The sequence below is a fragment of the Paenibacillus sp. FSL H8-0283 genome (genome assembly GCF_045040675.1).
In the GTDB taxonomy this organism is placed as follows: domain Bacteria; phylum Bacillota; class Bacilli; order Paenibacillales; family Paenibacillaceae; genus Paenibacillus; species Paenibacillus amylolyticus.
Genome location: NZ_CP150295.1, coordinates 2,353,126 through 2,370,332, shown reverse-complemented (window position 1 = coordinate 2,370,332; position 17,207 = coordinate 2,353,126). Strand labels below are relative to the sequence as shown.

Annotated in this window: 12 protein-coding genes; 6 read left to right on the top strand and 6 right to left on the bottom strand. The window is 46.5% G+C overall.

The genetic code is table 11. The annotated features are described in order from the left end of the window. Positions 1-59: 59 nt before the first annotated feature. The 3 genes from MHI52_RS10820 to MHI52_RS10810 all read right to left on the bottom strand — a co-directional run bounded on the left by MHI52_RS10820 (position 60) and on the right by MHI52_RS10810 (position 4,860). On the bottom strand, positions 60-1,373 hold the full coding sequence (locus tag MHI52_RS10820) for an extracellular solute-binding protein (RefSeq protein WP_036609593.1): 1,314 nt from the start codon (positions 1,371-1,373) through the stop codon (positions 60-62). 258 nt (positions 1,374-1,631) lie between these two features. Further along, positions 1,632-3,725, bottom strand: coding sequence for an acyltransferase family protein (locus tag MHI52_RS10815; RefSeq protein WP_405158998.1), 2,094 nt, complete (start codon positions 3,723-3,725; stop codon positions 1,632-1,634). Between the two features lie 574 nt (positions 3,726-4,299). Next, on the bottom strand, positions 4,300-4,860 hold the full coding sequence (locus MHI52_RS10810) for a flavin reductase family protein (protein WP_405158997.1): 561 nt from the start codon (positions 4,858-4,860) through the stop codon (positions 4,300-4,302). Positions 4,861-5,091: 231 nt separating this feature from the next. Between MHI52_RS10810 and catA the strand changes: the two genes are divergently transcribed. Continuing rightward, the gene (catA, locus tag MHI52_RS10805) at positions 5,092-5,739 is read left to right on the top strand and encodes a type A chloramphenicol O-acetyltransferase (RefSeq protein WP_405158996.1); all 648 of its coding nucleotides are present in this window, start codon (positions 5,092-5,094) and stop codon (positions 5,737-5,739) included. Between the two features lie 82 nt (positions 5,740-5,821). On the opposite strand, the gene MHI52_RS10800 is transcribed toward catA, so the two are convergent. Continuing rightward, a complete protein-coding gene (locus MHI52_RS10800; protein ID WP_405158995.1) occupies positions 5,822-8,461 on the bottom strand; it encodes an adenosylcobalamin-dependent ribonucleoside-diphosphate reductase in 2,640 nt (879 codons plus the stop codon). 383 nt (positions 8,462-8,844) lie between these two features. Between MHI52_RS10800 and MHI52_RS10795 the strand changes: the two genes are divergently transcribed. The 3 genes from MHI52_RS10795 to MHI52_RS10785 all read left to right on the top strand — a co-directional run bounded on the left by MHI52_RS10795 (position 8,845) and on the right by MHI52_RS10785 (position 12,967). Next, a complete protein-coding gene (locus tag MHI52_RS10795) occupies positions 8,845-10,608 on the top strand; it encodes an SNF2-related protein (RefSeq protein WP_340982902.1) in 1,764 nt (587 codons plus the stop codon). A gap of 3 nt (positions 10,609-10,611) precedes the next feature. Further along, on the top strand, positions 10,612-11,805 hold the full coding sequence (locus MHI52_RS10790; RefSeq protein WP_340982903.1) for a YqhG family protein: 1,194 nt from the start codon (positions 10,612-10,614) through the stop codon (positions 11,803-11,805). Between the two features lie 277 nt (positions 11,806-12,082). Continuing rightward, positions 12,083-12,967 carry a hypothetical protein gene (locus tag MHI52_RS10785; RefSeq protein ID WP_340982904.1) on the top strand — a complete coding sequence of 295 codons (885 nt, stop codon included), beginning with the start codon at positions 12,083-12,085 and terminating at the stop codon, positions 12,965-12,967. A 134-nt stretch (positions 12,968-13,101) separates the two neighbouring features. On the opposite strand, the gene MHI52_RS10780 is transcribed toward MHI52_RS10785, so the two are convergent. Further along, on the bottom strand, positions 13,102-13,320 hold the full coding sequence (locus MHI52_RS10780; RefSeq protein WP_036609606.1) for a YqzE family protein: 219 nt from the start codon (positions 13,318-13,320) through the stop codon (positions 13,102-13,104). Between the two features lie 195 nt (positions 13,321-13,515). Here MHI52_RS10780 and MHI52_RS10775 point away from each other — a divergent pair, with 195 nt between their 5' ends. Then, positions 13,516-14,262: an N-acetylmuramoyl-L-alanine amidase gene (locus MHI52_RS10775; protein ID WP_405158994.1), complete on the top strand. Its 747-nt coding sequence runs from the start codon at positions 13,516-13,518 to the stop codon at positions 14,260-14,262. Here the strand turns inward: MHI52_RS10775 and MHI52_RS10770 are convergent. Further along, a complete protein-coding gene (locus tag MHI52_RS10770) occupies positions 14,237-15,076 on the bottom strand; it encodes a divergent polysaccharide deacetylase family protein (protein WP_405158993.1) in 840 nt (279 codons plus the stop codon). The genes MHI52_RS10775 and MHI52_RS10770 overlap by 26 nt on opposite strands. 406 nt (positions 15,077-15,482) lie before the next feature. Here MHI52_RS10770 and MHI52_RS10765 point away from each other — a divergent pair, with 406 nt between their 5' ends. Further along, positions 15,483-17,177, top strand: coding sequence for a carbohydrate-binding protein (locus MHI52_RS10765; protein WP_405158992.1), 1,695 nt, complete (start codon positions 15,483-15,485; stop codon positions 17,175-17,177). Positions 17,178-17,207: the final 30 nt, after the last annotated feature.

Genomic DNA, 17,207 nt, shown 5'->3' with positions numbered 1-17,207 from the left:
TGACTGTCCCATTCATACTTAAAACCCCTCCCCTGCCGGGAAGGGGTTTTAACGAATGGTTACTGACTAACTGCATTGGCTTGAGCCGCCTGAATTTTGGCTGCAATGTCTTCGGCCTTGCCGCCCATAAGCAACTCTTGCAATGCATTATTAATAACCTCAACCGTTGCCGATCCCAGCTTGGAATCGTATACTGGCGTGATCTTCACTTCCTGCATCAGATCATATAATTCTACGAACAATGGATGTGCTTTGGTTTTGTCCAGATCAATCTTGTAACTCACCAATGTGCTGCTATCCAATGTGGCCTTCTGACCATCAGGTCCTGCCAGCGCATAGAACAGCTCCATCGCTGCCTCTTTTTGTGCACCGCTCAGCTTTTTACTTACACCCAACCCGGTTCCTACTACACCGGATGTTGTTCTTGGTTCACCCTGACCTCCGTCCACTGGAGGAAGAATCGTAATATGTGTGTTGTTCAACACCTCTTCAGGTGCATTGTTCACCAGATTTGCCAAGGCCCATCCGCCGTTCATGACCATCGCTGCCTTACCTTGGAAATAAAGCTGCATCATCTGTGTCTCATCGATACTGTTGAATCCATCTTGGAATGCTTTGGTGTTGCCAAGCTCCTGCATCTTGTTCAAGGCTTCAATAAATTGTGGATCGGTAAAGCTTGCACCCTCTTGTGCTGCCGCTTTCAAGAACCAGTCTGTGCCGGTAATTCGATCAGCCAGTGTACTGAATATCGTTGATTGAGCTACCCAGTTGGCTTTGTTGCCAAGTGCCATGGGAATGACTTTATTTTGATTAAAAGTAGCAATCGCTTGTTCCAGTTCCGCCCAGGTCTCAGGCACTTTTACGTTGTACTGTTTGAAAAGAGCTTCATTGTAATAAATGAAGGAACTTGGCGCCAGATTCATCGGCACGGAGTAGATATTCCCGTCTACGGTGTATCCGTCCAGTGCATTCGGGATAAAGTTATCTTTCCACTCCGGCTTTGCGTCCAGCTCTGCATTAATGGGCTGTAACAGATCCCCTTTGACAAATTCCTTCGTCATGGCATCCGGCCACATCACGAACAGGTCTGGCATCTCGTTGGCAGCGGCCACCGTACGAAGCCGGGTTTTGAGACCATCTGTTGGCAGGCCTTCATCCACAACTTCAATATCTGGATGCGCCGCGCGGAAATCTTCAATTATTTTGCGCATCGCAACCGCCTTTGCATCCTGTCCGGTCCAGTTGTGCCAGAGTGTGACGGTTACTTTGTCATTGCCGCTGCCTCCTTCTGAAGTGTCCCCGCCAGCACAGCCAGCCAGAATAATGGAGAACAATGTTATTGCCAGGAAACCCGAAAGCCATTTTTTCAACATCTCTATAATCCCCCTCGGCGATTTGAATACACTTATTGTAAATGTTAACGCTATCATACCGTAAGGTGACGATCCACGGATGCAGGGGTGAAAAATATCGGTTCCCATGTTTGGAATTTACTTTGCTGACTTATTTGTTCATAACATATAAAAAGAGCCCTCACAATGAGAGCTCTTTCTTGTTGCAGCCGTCGGTAGCTTCACCCCAGGCTATATATAATGAATAAGTGCTAAATCGTATTAAATATGGATTGCGTATTATTGGATACTGTTCTTCACCAGTTCTGCAAAAGCTTCGGACCCTTGCGTAGTGAGATGTACGCCATCTTTTTCAAAATATTCGTCATGTCCCTCACTTGCACTGTTCCAGTCAATCAACGAGACATTACTGTATTTGGATGCTGCCTCATTCAACGCCCTGTTTACCGTTCGTTCCCATGGACGAGGTACGCGCACAGTAACCAGATATACCCGATCCTCATCCTTCAGATAATCAAGCACAGCATTCAAGTTTTTGGAGTTAAAGGAACCATTCGTCCCGAGCTCCAGCACCACTTTGCTGCCCATTTGGTTGTTTTGCTTCAGACCTTCCAATACATCGCCTGCCTGCCACATCTGACGACCGACATGTCCGTCCACATACACTCCCGATATACTTTGCTCCAGATACGGTTTTGCATCCAAAATCACCGAATCTCCAATGACGGTATAATGAACCTTGCCATCCTGAACAGGAGGAGCCGTTTCTTCATTGTCCTGAGATGAATCAGGTGCATCATCCGTATGATCCGTATTATCGGATTGATTCGATCCGGCGTCATCCGGTGTATCATTCTCGTTCGTCACGGAGTCATCAGCCGGCTTATCTTCAGACTGACCGTCCTTGCCAGCATTCACTGAATTGTCTTGGTCGTCAGGTTTTGAGTCTGGAGCAGGCTCTCCTGTTGGCTTCTCATTTTTCCCCGGATCATCTTTCGTTCCTGCTTCCGGTTTATGGGTATGAGCATCGTTCTTTTGGCCAGAGCCTGACGTTCCTGTAATAGCTGGCAACACATCCTGTCCCTGTTCCTCCGCTACGGAATTCTCTCCATTCAATGTGTTGGACATCGATACCGAATGGTAATCGGAGTTCGCTGCATGGGAGACCATTATCTGAGATACCGTATAGGACAACAGCAGAATCGTCATCAACAGACCTGCCCGCTTCCACCATACGTTACGTATACCGATTGATGAACGCCCTCTTCCCCATAATCGGGACCAAGAATCACGGAATCCATTGTACCGAATCGGATTTTCAATATATTTAAGGGACAATGAGGCCAGTACAACCGTTACAGCAACCTGTAAAATGATGCGTACAGGATGTGCTCCTCCCGTATCCACCGCGGGATTGGTTAAAATAATGACAGGATAATGCCACAGATATAATCCGTAGGATCGCTCTCCGATCCAGCGTAATGGCTTCGCGCCAATGATACGTGCCAGGAAAGACGATGGGTGAGCCAACACCGCTACCAGCAACGTTGTTGCGATAGCCTGAAGCACCATGCCCCCTTGATACAGAAACGGATCGTATTCACTGCTGTTCAGCATCATGTAGATTAACAAAGCGAGCGCAGCAAGTCCCGACACATCGAGCACAAGCCGGTTCATGCCAGACAGAGAGTTCGATAGCTTGCGACTAGGCCACACCACGGCAAGAGCAGCACCAGCAAGCAGTGCAAATGCCCGCGTGTCTGTTCCATAATATACACGGCTCGGGTCCAAATCCGGATTATACATGATGGCCATTGCGCCAGCAGATAATTCAGCTGCGACGACAATGAAAACGACCAGCCATCCCTTTCTTTTGAACACTACGATTGCTGCGATCAGTAGAAGAGGCCATATAAGATAAAATTGCTCTTCCACAGCCAGTGACCAGAAATGTCCAAACGGTGATGGAGGGCCAAAACTTTCGAAATAGGAAACGTTGTGAAAGATATACCACCAATTGCTTATGTATAATACACCCGAAACGATATCACCACGAAGTGCAGCAAGCCGGGATGGATCTGTACAAGCCAACCAGATCATCACCACAGCTGTCATAGTCAGCATGCCTGGAAGCAAACGCCTTACCCGTCTTACCCAGAAATCACCGAGTGAAATGCGTCCATGTTCCTGCCACTGTGACACGAGAATATCTGTAATTAAATATCCCGAGAGAACAAAAAATATACCTACACCGAGCAGTCCGCCCGGAATAAAATCCAAATTCAGATGATACGCAATTACCGCAAGTACAGCGATGGCTCGCAAGCCGTCAAGTCCGTTCATATGTCTCTTACGATTTAACGATTGTGACATGCATGCCCCTCCTTGTTACTGTGAGTCAACAACATCGGTGTTGGGGGCATAAAGGAACTCCTGATCGTTCTGGTTGTCATTAACATACGTATTGCACCTTCCATCTTTCATTTACAACATAAGAAAAGCTTCTGTTAGAAGCACGATCCGATGATGCGACATTCTGTGTGAATTCTATAATCTTAAAGAAGACGAGTTGCCTGTCCATTAAGTTTAATTATTAAAATATTCTTTATATTCATTCGTGAGTTCACGTTTAGCATTATACGCCCGTATTAAGCCTTATACTTTACAGGAATAGTTACAAACGATTAAACCGATGTAACCTTTCCTGCCAGCTCATATAGCTGTAAAATCATACTCTAATTTTGTCGTTAAATATAGTACTTTTCATCGAGTGGCTAAAATTACCTGTCCCGCTTGCGCAAACCAGCATACCCACGCACACATCGATTGAAACAATTGAATTCATAACAAAAGGCTGCCGACTTGCTCAGCAGCCAATATCCATTATAAACCTATGTCAGACCGGATTGAAAGTTTTGCTCATAATTGCTTCTTCTTGCCTAGGACCCTAGAGGTGGAACGGGTGAATCTTTTCTTCTGTCCTCGCATCCATGATCCGGTATGCTGAACGCCCTGTGTACATTGGGATTTGCAACTTCTCCAGATCAACCATTCCATTCTCCAGAAAGTACTTCTGATCCTGATATCGCTGCAACACTTCGCCTGCAATCCATTCATGGTCACCATATGTCGTAATCTCCATAACCTTGCATTCATAAGCAAAATAAGCATCTGTCAAAATGGGTACACTTACCTTGATTCCTTCCTCATACGGAATGCCGAATCTTGTGAATTTATCCGTATCTCTCCCACTGAACGTTCCTGCAGCTTGAATCCACTCCGATCGATGACCTGGCAGGAAATGAACACCGAATACGCCACTCTTCTCAATGAGTTCATAGGAGTATGTTTCCTTACGAAGGGAGATGCCGTATACGCCTGGTGATGATCCGATGTATGTATGCCATCCGGACGCCATCACATTCTGGACTCCCTCATGACGTGAAGTCACCACCGCTACCATTCCAGGATAAGAATAAAATTTAGGTTCTTCTATCGGCTGACGCATCTAATCCCCTCTCTTCTTCGTTATAAAGACAATTTTAATTATAAAGGAAAGAAACAGGTTGAAAAAGCGTTTTGCAGACGATTTCGCTATAAGCGACATATTCACTATCATGGTATACTGAAATGGTCAATTTCTAAAAATACGATACTGGGAATGTGATAGGATATGGTCAAATCAGTCAAATATACCTCCTAAATAAATCCATTATTCAAATTTAGGAGGTTATAACTTATGTTTAATTTAATCGTGTTAGATCAGTGGGATCGAAAGCCATACTTTGACCACTACTTGAATCAGGTCAGATGTACCTACAGCATAACTGCTAATCTGGATATCACTCTATTGATCAACGAACTGAAGCTTAAAGGATTGAAGTTCTATCCCGCTCTTATTCACATGATCTCTACGGTTGTCAATGCACACAGGGAATTTCGAACTTGTTTTGACGCCGAGGGCAGATTGGGCTACTGGGACGAAATGTCTCCGAGTTATACAATTTTTCATGAGGACAACAAAAGTTTCTCAACGATCTGGACAGCATTCCATGAAGATTTTGAGACGTTCCACATTCGTTATCTGGAAGATATGAAGAATTACAAAGATCACAAACAATTTGTTGCCAAACCCAATGAACCGCCAAATACTTTTCCCGTTTCCAGTATTCCTTGGGTGAACTTTACGGGATTTAATCTGAATATTTACAATGAGGGAACCTACTTGTTGCCTATTTTCACGATGGGGAAATATGTTCAACAGAACGATAAAGTATATCTTCCCTTATCCGTTCAGTTACATCACGCCGTGTGCGACGGCTACCATGCTGGTGTTGTATTTAATGAATTGAAATCACTTGCAGATCGATGCCAAGATTGGTGTTAGTTAGCTAAATGACAAAAAGGCATTCCTGACTTCGTAATGGAGTCAGGAGTGCCTTTCTTTTTCTCTTTTTTTCAAAAGATATTTAATTGCATTTACTGTACCCACAGTTGCTGCATGTTTTGCAACCTTCCACATTCATCAGGGATGCCGAGCCGCATGAAGGACATAAATCTCTCGATTCGATAAAGGTTTTCTGATCCTCTACTTTTGGATACGTGCTCTCCACTTGATTCTGTTTTTGTAATGCTCCAGGTTCGTTCTCCTGCACATCGCTCTGTACATGACTTTCCAATGCTTTGGCGACTGCATCAGCAATCGATTCCACCCGGTTGGCCCCGAAGCCAATCGCTCCCGAACCACCGATTCCCTTGAGATGTTTGATCAACAGTTCAACCTTGTGCCCATGATCTCCGTATCGAAGGAACAGAGAGCATACTCGACCGAGTGCCTCAGCCATGGCAAACACGTCCGATCCCGCTTTGCCCACGTTCAGGAAGATCTCACCCGGCGTTCCCTCCAGATCATTGATCGTAATGTAAGCCATCCCGAATGGCGTATTGATTTTGTATGTCGCACCGCGCAGTACTTGAGGACGGCTTCTGTATTGTTTATCCAGCACTGTAGAAGAGGACGGGGCTTGATCGGAAGAATGCGTTCTAACACCAACCTGGCTATTCGAAGTTCCATCACTTGCCTGTACTTCAGCATTATTCGGGTTTTCTATAGCAGATACGACTGTCTTCTCTTCAGCTTCCGCCGTGTTCTGATCTTCACCTTGAGTCTCTTCCTTCTTCGACGTGGACAACACCTGCACATCCCTGCTGCCATCACGGTATATCGTTACTCCTTTGCAGCCAAGGTCGAAGGCCAGTTCGTACAGCTCAGCCGTATCCTCCACTGTAAAATCAGCCGGACAGTTGGCCGTCTTCGAGATCGAACTATCCACCCATTGCTGAATCGTTGCCTGCACCCGTATGTGATTCTCAGCCGACAAATCCATCGCCGTCACATAATAGTCTGGTAAAGCTTCACCAGGATGTTCATCCAGCCAATCTTGTGCGATCGGTACGAACTGTTCATCATAACCTAGACGGCTTTGACGGAAATACTTGAAGGCGAAATACGGCTCAATACCTGTTGATGTGCCCACCATCGTACCTGTACTTCCCGTTGGCGCTTGTGTGATCAGTGTGACATTTCGAATGCCCTGTTTACGGATGGCCTCTCCCACTTCAGGGTACGTCGCAACCATGTTTTTCATGAATCCACTCTGTAAATACGGTTCAGCTTCGAAAGCTGGAAAAGCTCCCTTCTCTGTTGCAATCTCTGCCGATGCCAGATAGGCCTCCTTCGCCATGAATCCATACAGTTTATCCAGAAAAACAAGAGATTCAGGACTGCCGTATCGAATACGCAGCTTAATCATCAGCTCTGCCAGTCCCATTGTGCCAAGCCCAACCCGGCGTTCACGCTGCTGATTCAGTCTATTTTCCTCAAAATGATATGGTGTTGCATCGATGACATTATCCAAAAATCTAGCCGAGATACGAGTGGTTTCCGCCAGTTCATCCCATGCCACATCATGATTTGTTTCATCGTAGAATTTGGACAGATTGATCGCAGACAGATTACATACACCCCAGGCAGGCAGACCCTGTTCCGCGCAAGGATTAGTACAGATGATCGGATTGAAGTACCAGCTGTTGGACATCTGGTTGTAGTACTCCATGAATACCACACCGGGCTCTGCCGATTTCCAGGCTGATTCAATAATGGTATGCCAGATTTTGCGAGCCTTCAGTGTACGATAGTGCACCACCGAATGACCTGCGGCTTTCCATTGCTGCATATCCCCGTTCCACTCGATGTCGTAGTCCGGATCGTTCGTATCGGGGAAAACCAAGTCCCAATCTCCGTCCTGCTTGACAGCCTCCATAAATGCGTTGCTCACACATACAGACAGATTGGCATTGGTCACCTGCCCCATCGTTTGTTTCACAGTAATAAAATCAAGCACATCCGGATGCCAGTCATTCATCATCAGCATGAGCGCACCCCGGCGGCTTCCGCCCTGTTCAATCAGTCCAGTCGTATAACTGAACAATCCGCCCCACGATACGGAACCGCTGGATGATCCGTTGACACCTTTCACCACCGCTCGGCGAGGACGCAAAGAGGACAAATTAATGCCTACGCCTCCCCCACGTGCCATAATCTCCGTCATCTCGGTCAAGGTTCTCATGATGCCACCCCGACTGTCTTGCGGAGATGGAATGACATAACAATTGAAGAGTGTCAACTCATCGCTTGCCCCCGCACCCGCAGCAATTCGGCCTCCGGGTACTAACTTCCAATCTTCCAACACAGAGCGGAACTTGGACTCCCACGTTGCCCGCTTATCGGCTGTGGATTCGACAGAAGCCATCGCTTTGGCAAGACGGTCCCACATCTCTTCCGGTGTTTTTTCTATGTTGAGTGTCAATTTCTCCACACTTGTCTCGATCATCTCTCCGCTTCGAGTTCTTACCTGTACAAGCTGACCCTGGCGTTCTATGATTTCGCCCACTTCCTTGGTTGGGAACTTCGGATCATCCTTCGTTAATACCAATACCACATCTCCGACCTTGGCATGATTCGAATCAGCGTCCTTCCAGGCGTATCGGTCCAGAAATATTTTTTCGCTAAGTCCTTCTAATTGGTACGATCGTTGGTTCGATTTCATCGCTACGTTCAACCTCCCCGGTATAAAGCTCCATTTTAACTATAAGAATAAATTATGACCAAACACCACATATAGTGATATAAAAACAGTATATTACACCATATATTGATTTTCCATGCGACTTTTATCACAGGCCTTATTTTATAGACCCCCCTGCTCGGACAAACTTCTTCACACACCCTCATACGCATGAATACGACATCAGTGAATTTTTTGGGACACAAAAAATCTGGGGATAACAGCGATTGGAAGGTTGTTCTGTCATCGTAGTGTTCGTGCAAATAAAATGTAGTTCAACTTATATAGTTATGAACTGACTCTCATTCGTCCATACTATTACCTACGAATAAAACGTCATCACGTATGGCAGGGGAGGAAACACCATGAACCGGAAAAACCCGCACCACATGAATCAACCTGTAGCCGAGCTGCCCGTTCCGTTGGAATTTGATCGGACCTGGATTAATCAATTGGAATCACGACTGGATAAAGGAGGTCCTTGGGGGGATTACCGACTCTTTCAACTCGGCATTCAAGCCGAAGAGACCAACCTTATTCCCAATTTTGACGAGATCCAATGTCTCAAGCATCTACAAGGCCTTACCCCACTCCCTCACCAGATGGACACTGCACGCAGAGTATTATTTGAAATGTCAGGCCGGGCCATTCTCGCCGATGAGGTGGGTCTGGGCAAAACCATTGAAGCCGGTCTCATTCTGAAAGAATATATGGTTCGGGGTCTCGTATCCAAGGTACTCATTCTCGTGCCAGCCTCTCTTGTGTTGCAATGGGTACGGGAGTTGAATTCAAAATTTGGCATCCCTGCTATTGCCCAGAAAAAGGCCTATTCCTGGCAGAATGAAGTGGTTGTTGCTTCCATGGATACAGCCAAACGTGACCCGCATAAAGATATGCTGCTGGATACCGACTACGACATGATTATTATTGACGAGGCTCATAAACTCAAAAACAAGAAAACAACCAACTATCAATTCATGCTGAAATTGCGCAAAAAGTATTGTCTGCTGCTCACAGCTACACCTGTGCAGAACGATATGAGTGAATTGTTCAATCTGATCAACCTACTGAAGCCCGGTCAACTAGGTCGTCAGGGTGACTTTGCGGCCAACTTTGTTGTAGACAAACGGGTTCCGAAAAATCAGGAACAGCTTAAGAACGAGTTATCCAAAGTCATGATTCGTAACCGCCGCGGCGAAGGCCCTGTTCAATTTACCAAACGGAACGTCTCCAACGTGAATCTGCAACTATCGCCCGAAGAACAAGCGCTTTATGATGGCGTGACTTCCTTTGTTAAAGACCAGTACCAGGAAGCTGGCGGCAACCTGAGCAGCATGCTCTCCCTGGTTACATTGCAGCGTGAAGTGTGCAGCAGTCGGGATGCTGTATTCGTGACGCTGGTTAATCTGTCGAAGAAACTTCCGCTGGACTCTCCCCTTCGGGACAAGATTTGGGAACTCGTTGCCCATATTAAAGCGATCAAGGAGAATACCAAAGCGGAGAAAACGATGGAACTGGTTCGGAACATGAATGAAAAAGTAATTATCTTCACTGAATACCGGGCCACGCAGGAGTATCTGCTAAACTATTTCCGCAACAATGGGCTTACGGCTGTACCCTATCGGGGTGGCATGAATCGAGGCAAAAAAGACTGGATGATGGATCTCTTCCGCGGGCGTGTGCAGGCCATGATTGCAACCGAAGCAGGTGGTGAGGGCATCAATCTGCAATTTTGCCATCATATGATCAACTTTGATTTGCCTTGGAACCCTATGCGGGTTGAGCAGCGGATCGGTCGGGTACACCGGCTGGGACAGCAGAATGACGTGAACATTTTCAATTTATCTACGACGGGAACCATAGAGGAACATATTCTGAATCTGCTGCATGAGAAGATCAATATGTTTGAGATGGTGATCGGCGGGCTGGATGTCATTCTGGAACGGCTGGAGAAAAAGGAGTCTATTGAGAAAAGTTTGTACAAAATCATGCTGGAATCACAAACTGATGAAGATATTCGCCGTAAAATGGATTCACTTGGACAATCGCTGAACTCTATTCAACGTGAGGTTTCAGATGAAGGGCCTGCCGTATCCGGGTTGTTAGATCTTCGCAAAGGAGGTAGCTAACTCATGACCATGACTCCCCATGAAGTGCAGGCTTATGTTCTCACCTATCTGGAAGCACTGGATTGTCAGATTATGGAGCGTTCCCCTGCCCATGTTACAGTCAAACTCTCGCCTGAGGCGGACAAAGCGTTGACCAATCGCCCCTATTATTGGGGGTTCGTGGAACGAACCGGAGCACCCGCTGAGACAATGTCCTTTACATTTATATTTGATCCTGACAGTTATCAGCAGGCCATTGAAGCAGCAGAAGCCACAGTTGCGCAAGCATCACCTCCTGCTGTTCCTAACCCTGATGGAACGAATGGCGTAACCAACGGTAGTCCTCAAGGCGATCCACCAAAAGAAACTATTCTAGGCCGTTACTTCGGAATTACGCCATCGCTGCCACAGCTGGGGCCAGGACGAATATTGCGTGAAGAAGTGGTGTACGGCAGTCGCAGACTGCAGCAGATTTTCGGCGCTGCCCGTGAAGGCGGTGCCTTCGTGAACCTGTTCGAACAGGCGGCCAAACGGCAATTGCGGGCTACAGCGCCAGCCGTATATGAGCCTTGGCTTGGTGTCTGTTTCAAGGTGGAATTCGCCTGTGATTTGAAACGGGAGGAACTGCATTTTCTCGGCATCTCCCTTCGCTCAGGTGAAATTATAGAGAAATTCGGCACGAAGCTGAATCGACGTGACCTCAGTCCGAGGCTCGCGGAGAACATGCATGTGCAGACAGCTAAAGTTTCGTTATCCGATGCAGGGGCTGCTTTGGAATCTCATTTGACGAACCACTTGCAGAAACTCGATTACAGCTGGGCAGAGAAAGCTCAAGAGCGACTTGATCTGGAGCTGGACGTGTTGGACACCTACTATGAGGCGGTACTTCGGGAAGATACCCCTGAGGTAGAATCACCAGGTAACATAACCTCAGACACAGAGAATGTCACTTCTGACCGCACGCCACCTGTACCACTGATAAAAGTTGTGGATATAACTAACGCTAAACCCATTGGAGCAGATGTAGAACTGGCGGCAGAGGCCGCAGTACCGATCGACTCCGAGACAGATGCCGAAGAAGAGAAAGCAAAACAGGCGGTAATCGATCGTGAGGCTATGAAACTGCAGTATGAGACACGCCGGACCGAGATGATCTGGCAATATGAACCTAAAGTGAAAGTGACTGCCATTAGTAGCGGCATGTTTCACTTAAGATAGACGAAGACACTACTTTTCCTGCAAATGCTGGCAAAAGTAGTGTTTATTTATGATCAGCTACCCGACAGGTTGCAGCAACCTTTGCATAGCCTGTCCCCTAGAATGAAACTAGGACCCGCTCAGGTAACGGATAAATGAAAAAGTAGGTGTAAATTTGAAACGATTCTTTCATACGTGTTGGAACAACGCTCGGAAAACAACCTGTATAACCTTAGGCTTGCTCAGTTGGCTTGCCCTATTCTCTTTTTGGTCGATAGCCAATGCAGAGGAACTAAAAATGTCTTCGCTATCCCCCGCATCATCAACAGAGTATAGCCCCAAACATCATGCCATTCAGAATGAAAAGCTAGCTCCCGCTGCTGTGCAACAGTTTGCAGAGCAACAAGCTGTTACACTTGGTACAGCTAACGGCGAAGTGCATTGGAAGAACGCCGACCTGGACTTCTACCCTCTGGGGCCGGGTTTACATAGCTGGCTTGTACAAGCTGAGTTTGAAGGCAAACCTATCGGATATATGATTATTACGGCCACAGAGCAGGGTCAGTTGATGCTTAGTGAATATGGTCATGGAGAACAGTCACCATACAACAATGAACTTCTTGGACAAGCCTTGGATCGACAACATGTGAACCTTAAGGCATTACTTGCTGGCGGAGGAGAGCTTCATCTTGGTTATGCTCTTCCTCTACTGGCTTATTGGAAAGTGGAGCAACCTAATCATCCTGCACTTTATATTGATGCTACGAACGGAGATGTACTACCGTCAGAGTTCCTGAAGCTGCTGGAGGCTGATTCCAAACATGCCTCTGCCAGCATAACTGATTTATCCACAACGCTACCTTTATCAGTCGATCCACTTCATCTCCGCCCCGTCTTCAATCCGGCTGACAATCTGTTGTGGATTACCTCCAAACCTGTTGCTGCCGACCGGGCACAGGATGTGATACAACACGGGGAGAATCAAGAGATTGTTTTCTCAGCGGGTGATCGTAATGCCGTATACGGTGGTCCTCTACCCGTTAGCGGTTATCAGCTATGGCATGCAGATCAGGAAGCAGAGTCCATTCTATATGTATCGCTAGGTGGAAAATCATCCATTCAACGCTTTGTCCCTTTAAGCACATTGCAGCAAGATGGCCATTTTTACCTCGTAAATCCTTGATCATCAGCAAATTCTTAACATACAGTCAGATAACCTGTAAAAACAACAAACATCCACAACAAATAAGACGCCTTCCCATTTTATTAAGGGATTGCGTCTTTTGGTTTACCATTAGTGAAATAGGTAAGGGATAGTCACCCTTTTCCCGAAGAACTTCGTTTATGAGACTGTGTATCGAATTCTTTTTCCTTTTTCCCCACCCACAGGGATACAGCGAAAGGGATCATACCAAACCACTTCATCGCCCACGGCTCTTTCCTTTTGGTGCGACCTTTCCGCTCATCCTTCGGCGTATCGATATAATGTACTACACGTTGCGTAATGTATTTTACCAACTCATCACTTTTGGCCATAACCTCTGCCTCCTTCGCTCCTGCACTTTCACGGAGCTTACGATAGTTCTATTGTGTGCAGGATGTGCAATGGTTAAACATTTTTTTATTGAAAGGAGTATGAAAACCCTCAAAATGCACAGTCTAATGCCAAAGGTATCCATACAGTCTTTAATCTGCATCCGGTACCTATTTCATGAAGGAGTGTGTATTCCCATGTATAAGCTACTGACCGCTTCGGTGGCCTTGCTCATTAGCTTCCATTGTCTTCCCATCCTGCCCCACCATGTCGCGCATGGAAAAGCAGCCCCGTCCCAGAACAGTCCATCCATGCTGCCAGTGACCGATGGAGATGCTTATCGCTCAAGTCATCATGCCTTTGCAGCACCCGTTATCCTGCTCGACGTAGGCCATGGGGGTATTGACGGTGGTACGTCAGCCCAAGGTGTGCTGGAAAAAGATATCAACCTGGCCATTAGCCAAAAGGTCTATCTCCTGCTTCGCAGCAAAGGTTATGCCGTTATCATCAATCGACTTGGTGATTATGCACTTAGTGATGAGAACCGCTGGCTGAACAGCCGCTCCCGTCATACCAGAGATCTTGCCCAACGTAAAAGCCTTAGCGAAGAAGTAAGTACAGATATCGTGGTCAGCATTCATGCGAACTGGAGTCCCCGATCGACAGCACACGGCCCGGTGGTACTGCACCAGAAAGAAGGCAGGAGTTATTTGCTGGCCCAATCCATTCAGGACGCCATGAACGAGTTATACGAAACGGAGCACGGGGTCGTATGGGGCAAGCCCTTTTATATATTGAATTACGTGAAGCAACCTGCCGTCATCGTCGAAACCGGATTTTTGAGCAATGCGGCAGATCGAACCAGAATGAGTGACCCCACTGAGCAAAAACGAATCGCCCAGTCCATTGCCAATGGCATTATTTATTATCTGTCGGTAGTGTAGGAGCAGAATGCCATTGCCACACATCTCGAACCAGATCACCGATCCCTACAAATTGAACCTGATTTTGCAGACGGGAGACAGATTCACGAATTACTGCGGATGTGTTCATCCCCGAATGGCCGACATGACCAATGACAACACAGATATCCTTATCGATCGCACGCTGAGCAGCCAGATCCAGTTGCTTGCGAATGTGTTGCTTGGAGTTTTGATCATCCAGGAAAATGTCATTACCTACAGGTGGCATATTTTTGGATACGGCCAGTTCCCCCACCACAGAGCGAAAGTTCGTACGGCTGTCTACAAAGAAGAGGCCCCGCTCCTTGCATACATCGAGCACAATGGACATGATGCGTTTGTCCGAAGTAATTTTGGAACCCATATGATTGTTCATGCCAATGGCGTGTGGCACATCATCAATCGCTTTCTCCACACGTTCCCGTACTTCTTCATCTGTTAGATTGGATGTGATTGCACCCGGGCCCAGCCATTCAGGTCGTCCTTTCTTGGGTTCCATGGGCATGTGCACAATCACATCCATTCCCTTTTCATGTGCAGCCATCGCATCTTTCTTCGTTGTTGGCAAAAAAGGCATGACCGCTACCGTTAGTTTAACTGGCATCGCCAGGATCTCTGCCGTACCCTTCATGTCATTACCAACATCATCGATGATAATCGCTAACCGTTTGTGATTCGATGTGGACTCTGAAGCTGCCGCTGTAGGCCCTCCTGCCGATATGCCTGCGTAAAACACAATCAATAATGCCATGATACCTGCAATGAATCGATAATTCTTTCTCTGTACCTTCATCATGATACCCTCCCTGTAACTTCTGTGATCTCATTGTTTGATAATGAAGGGAGGATTATGTAAGCCAAAGCCTTCCTTAATGATCATATCCCCGCCATTGAAGACCTCTATCTCAAGTGAAGATCTCCATCATTCCAGTTTTCTCCTTAGCATTCAGACAATAACTGTCATTGAACAGTTGGAAAATAGAGATTAATTAGAAAAAATACTGTAATTTGTCAGGTTTTCAGTTTAGGAATTATTTAGTAGAATCAACAAATGAAAGAGGTTCTATGCTTCATTTCTATCCTATGATTTATGGAAGGAGGTTTTGAAAGGGTTTACATAAAATAAATGCCAGACAATCCGCTATTCTTGTTTGTTATTCCTGGTTGCGGTTTCTCTATGTAACTTACTATTATCGAGGAGGATGAAAGTAGTGAAATTCAAACTAAAAAAGACGATTAATGTTCTTTTGGCCTGTTTAACAGCCCTGCCTTTGATGTTAACCCCGACAAATGTGTCAGCAGCCAGCGATGCCAACATTAATTTGTCCTCGGAAAAACAGCTGATCAAGGGCTTTGGGGGCATTAACCTTCCTGCCTGGATTGGTGATCTGACTCCCGCTCAACGTGAAACTGCTTTTGGTAATGACCAGAATCAATTAGGCTTCTCCATTCTAAGGATCTACGTTGATCCAGATTCCAATAACTGGTATCGTGAAGTTGCCACAGCCAAACGAGCTATCGAAAAGGGTGCTATTGTATTTGCATCCCCATGGAATCCTCCAAGCAGCATGGTTGAAACGTTCAACCGCAATGGGGACACAAATGCCAAACGTCTGAAATACGACAAATATACCGCATATGCGCAACATCTGAACGACTTTGTAACCTACATGAAAAATAACGGCGTAGATCTGTATGCCATTTCTGTACAAAACGAACCGGATTATGCTCATGACTGGACTTGGTGGACTCCACAAGAGATCCTTCGATTCATGAAAGAAAATGCCGGGTCCATCCAAGGTACCAAAGTCATGGCGCCTGAATCCTTCCAGTACTTAAAGAACATATCCGACCCAATCCTGAATGATCCGCAGGCACTTGCCAACATGGACATTCTGGGAGCACATACGTATGGAACCCAGATTTCAAATTTTGCCTACCCTCTCTTTAAGCAAAAAGGAGCCGGTAAAGAACTGTGGATGACTGAAGTGTATGTTCCAAACAGTGACAACAACTCAGCAGACCGCTGGCCTGAAGCATTAGACGTTTCCTATCACATGCACAATGCCATGGTAGAAGGTGATTTCCAGGCCTACGTGTGGTGGTACATCCGCAGACAGTATGGTCCGATGAAAGAGGACGGTACCATAAGCAAACGCGGGTATAATATGGCTCATTTCTCTAAATTCGTGCGTCCAGGCTACCTGCGAGTCGATGCAACGAAAAATCCGGATACAAACACATTTGTCTCAGCCTATAAAGGTGATAACAAAGTCGTCGTCGTGGCAATTAACCGTGGAACTTCAGCCACAAGCCAAAAATTCGTTCTGCAAAATGGTAATGCCTCTACTGTGTCCTCATGGATTACGGACAGCAGTCGAAATCTGGCAAGCGGAACCTCGCTTAACGTATCCAATGGAGCCTTCACGGCACAGCTCCCGCCTCAGAGCGTAACAACGTTTGTTGCCAACGTTACTGGCGGAAATAGCGGCGGGAATACAGGCAGTGGCACTACGTATGAAGCCGAGACCGGAACGTCACTTACGGAAGCTACCATTGAAACAATCTACACCGGTTACACTGGGTCCGGGTATGTTAACTTCAATGCGATGACTGGTTCGGCCATTCAATGGAACGGCATTAATAACACGACAACAGGTACCAAAAACGTAAAGTTTCGTTATGCGCTGGAAAGCGGCACTCGGAACCTCGACATTTTTGTGAACGGAACCAAAGTCATTAGCAACGAGCCCTTTCCGGCTACGGGAAGCTGGTCCACTTGGGTTGAAAAAACAATACAGGTTCCCATGAACACGGGGACCAATACATTGAAAGTAGTTACCACCGGATCGGAAGGACCGAATATTGACAGCGTTAATGTTACCGCAGCACAATAAACGTTCCGTATGGCTGATGGAAGACATTTG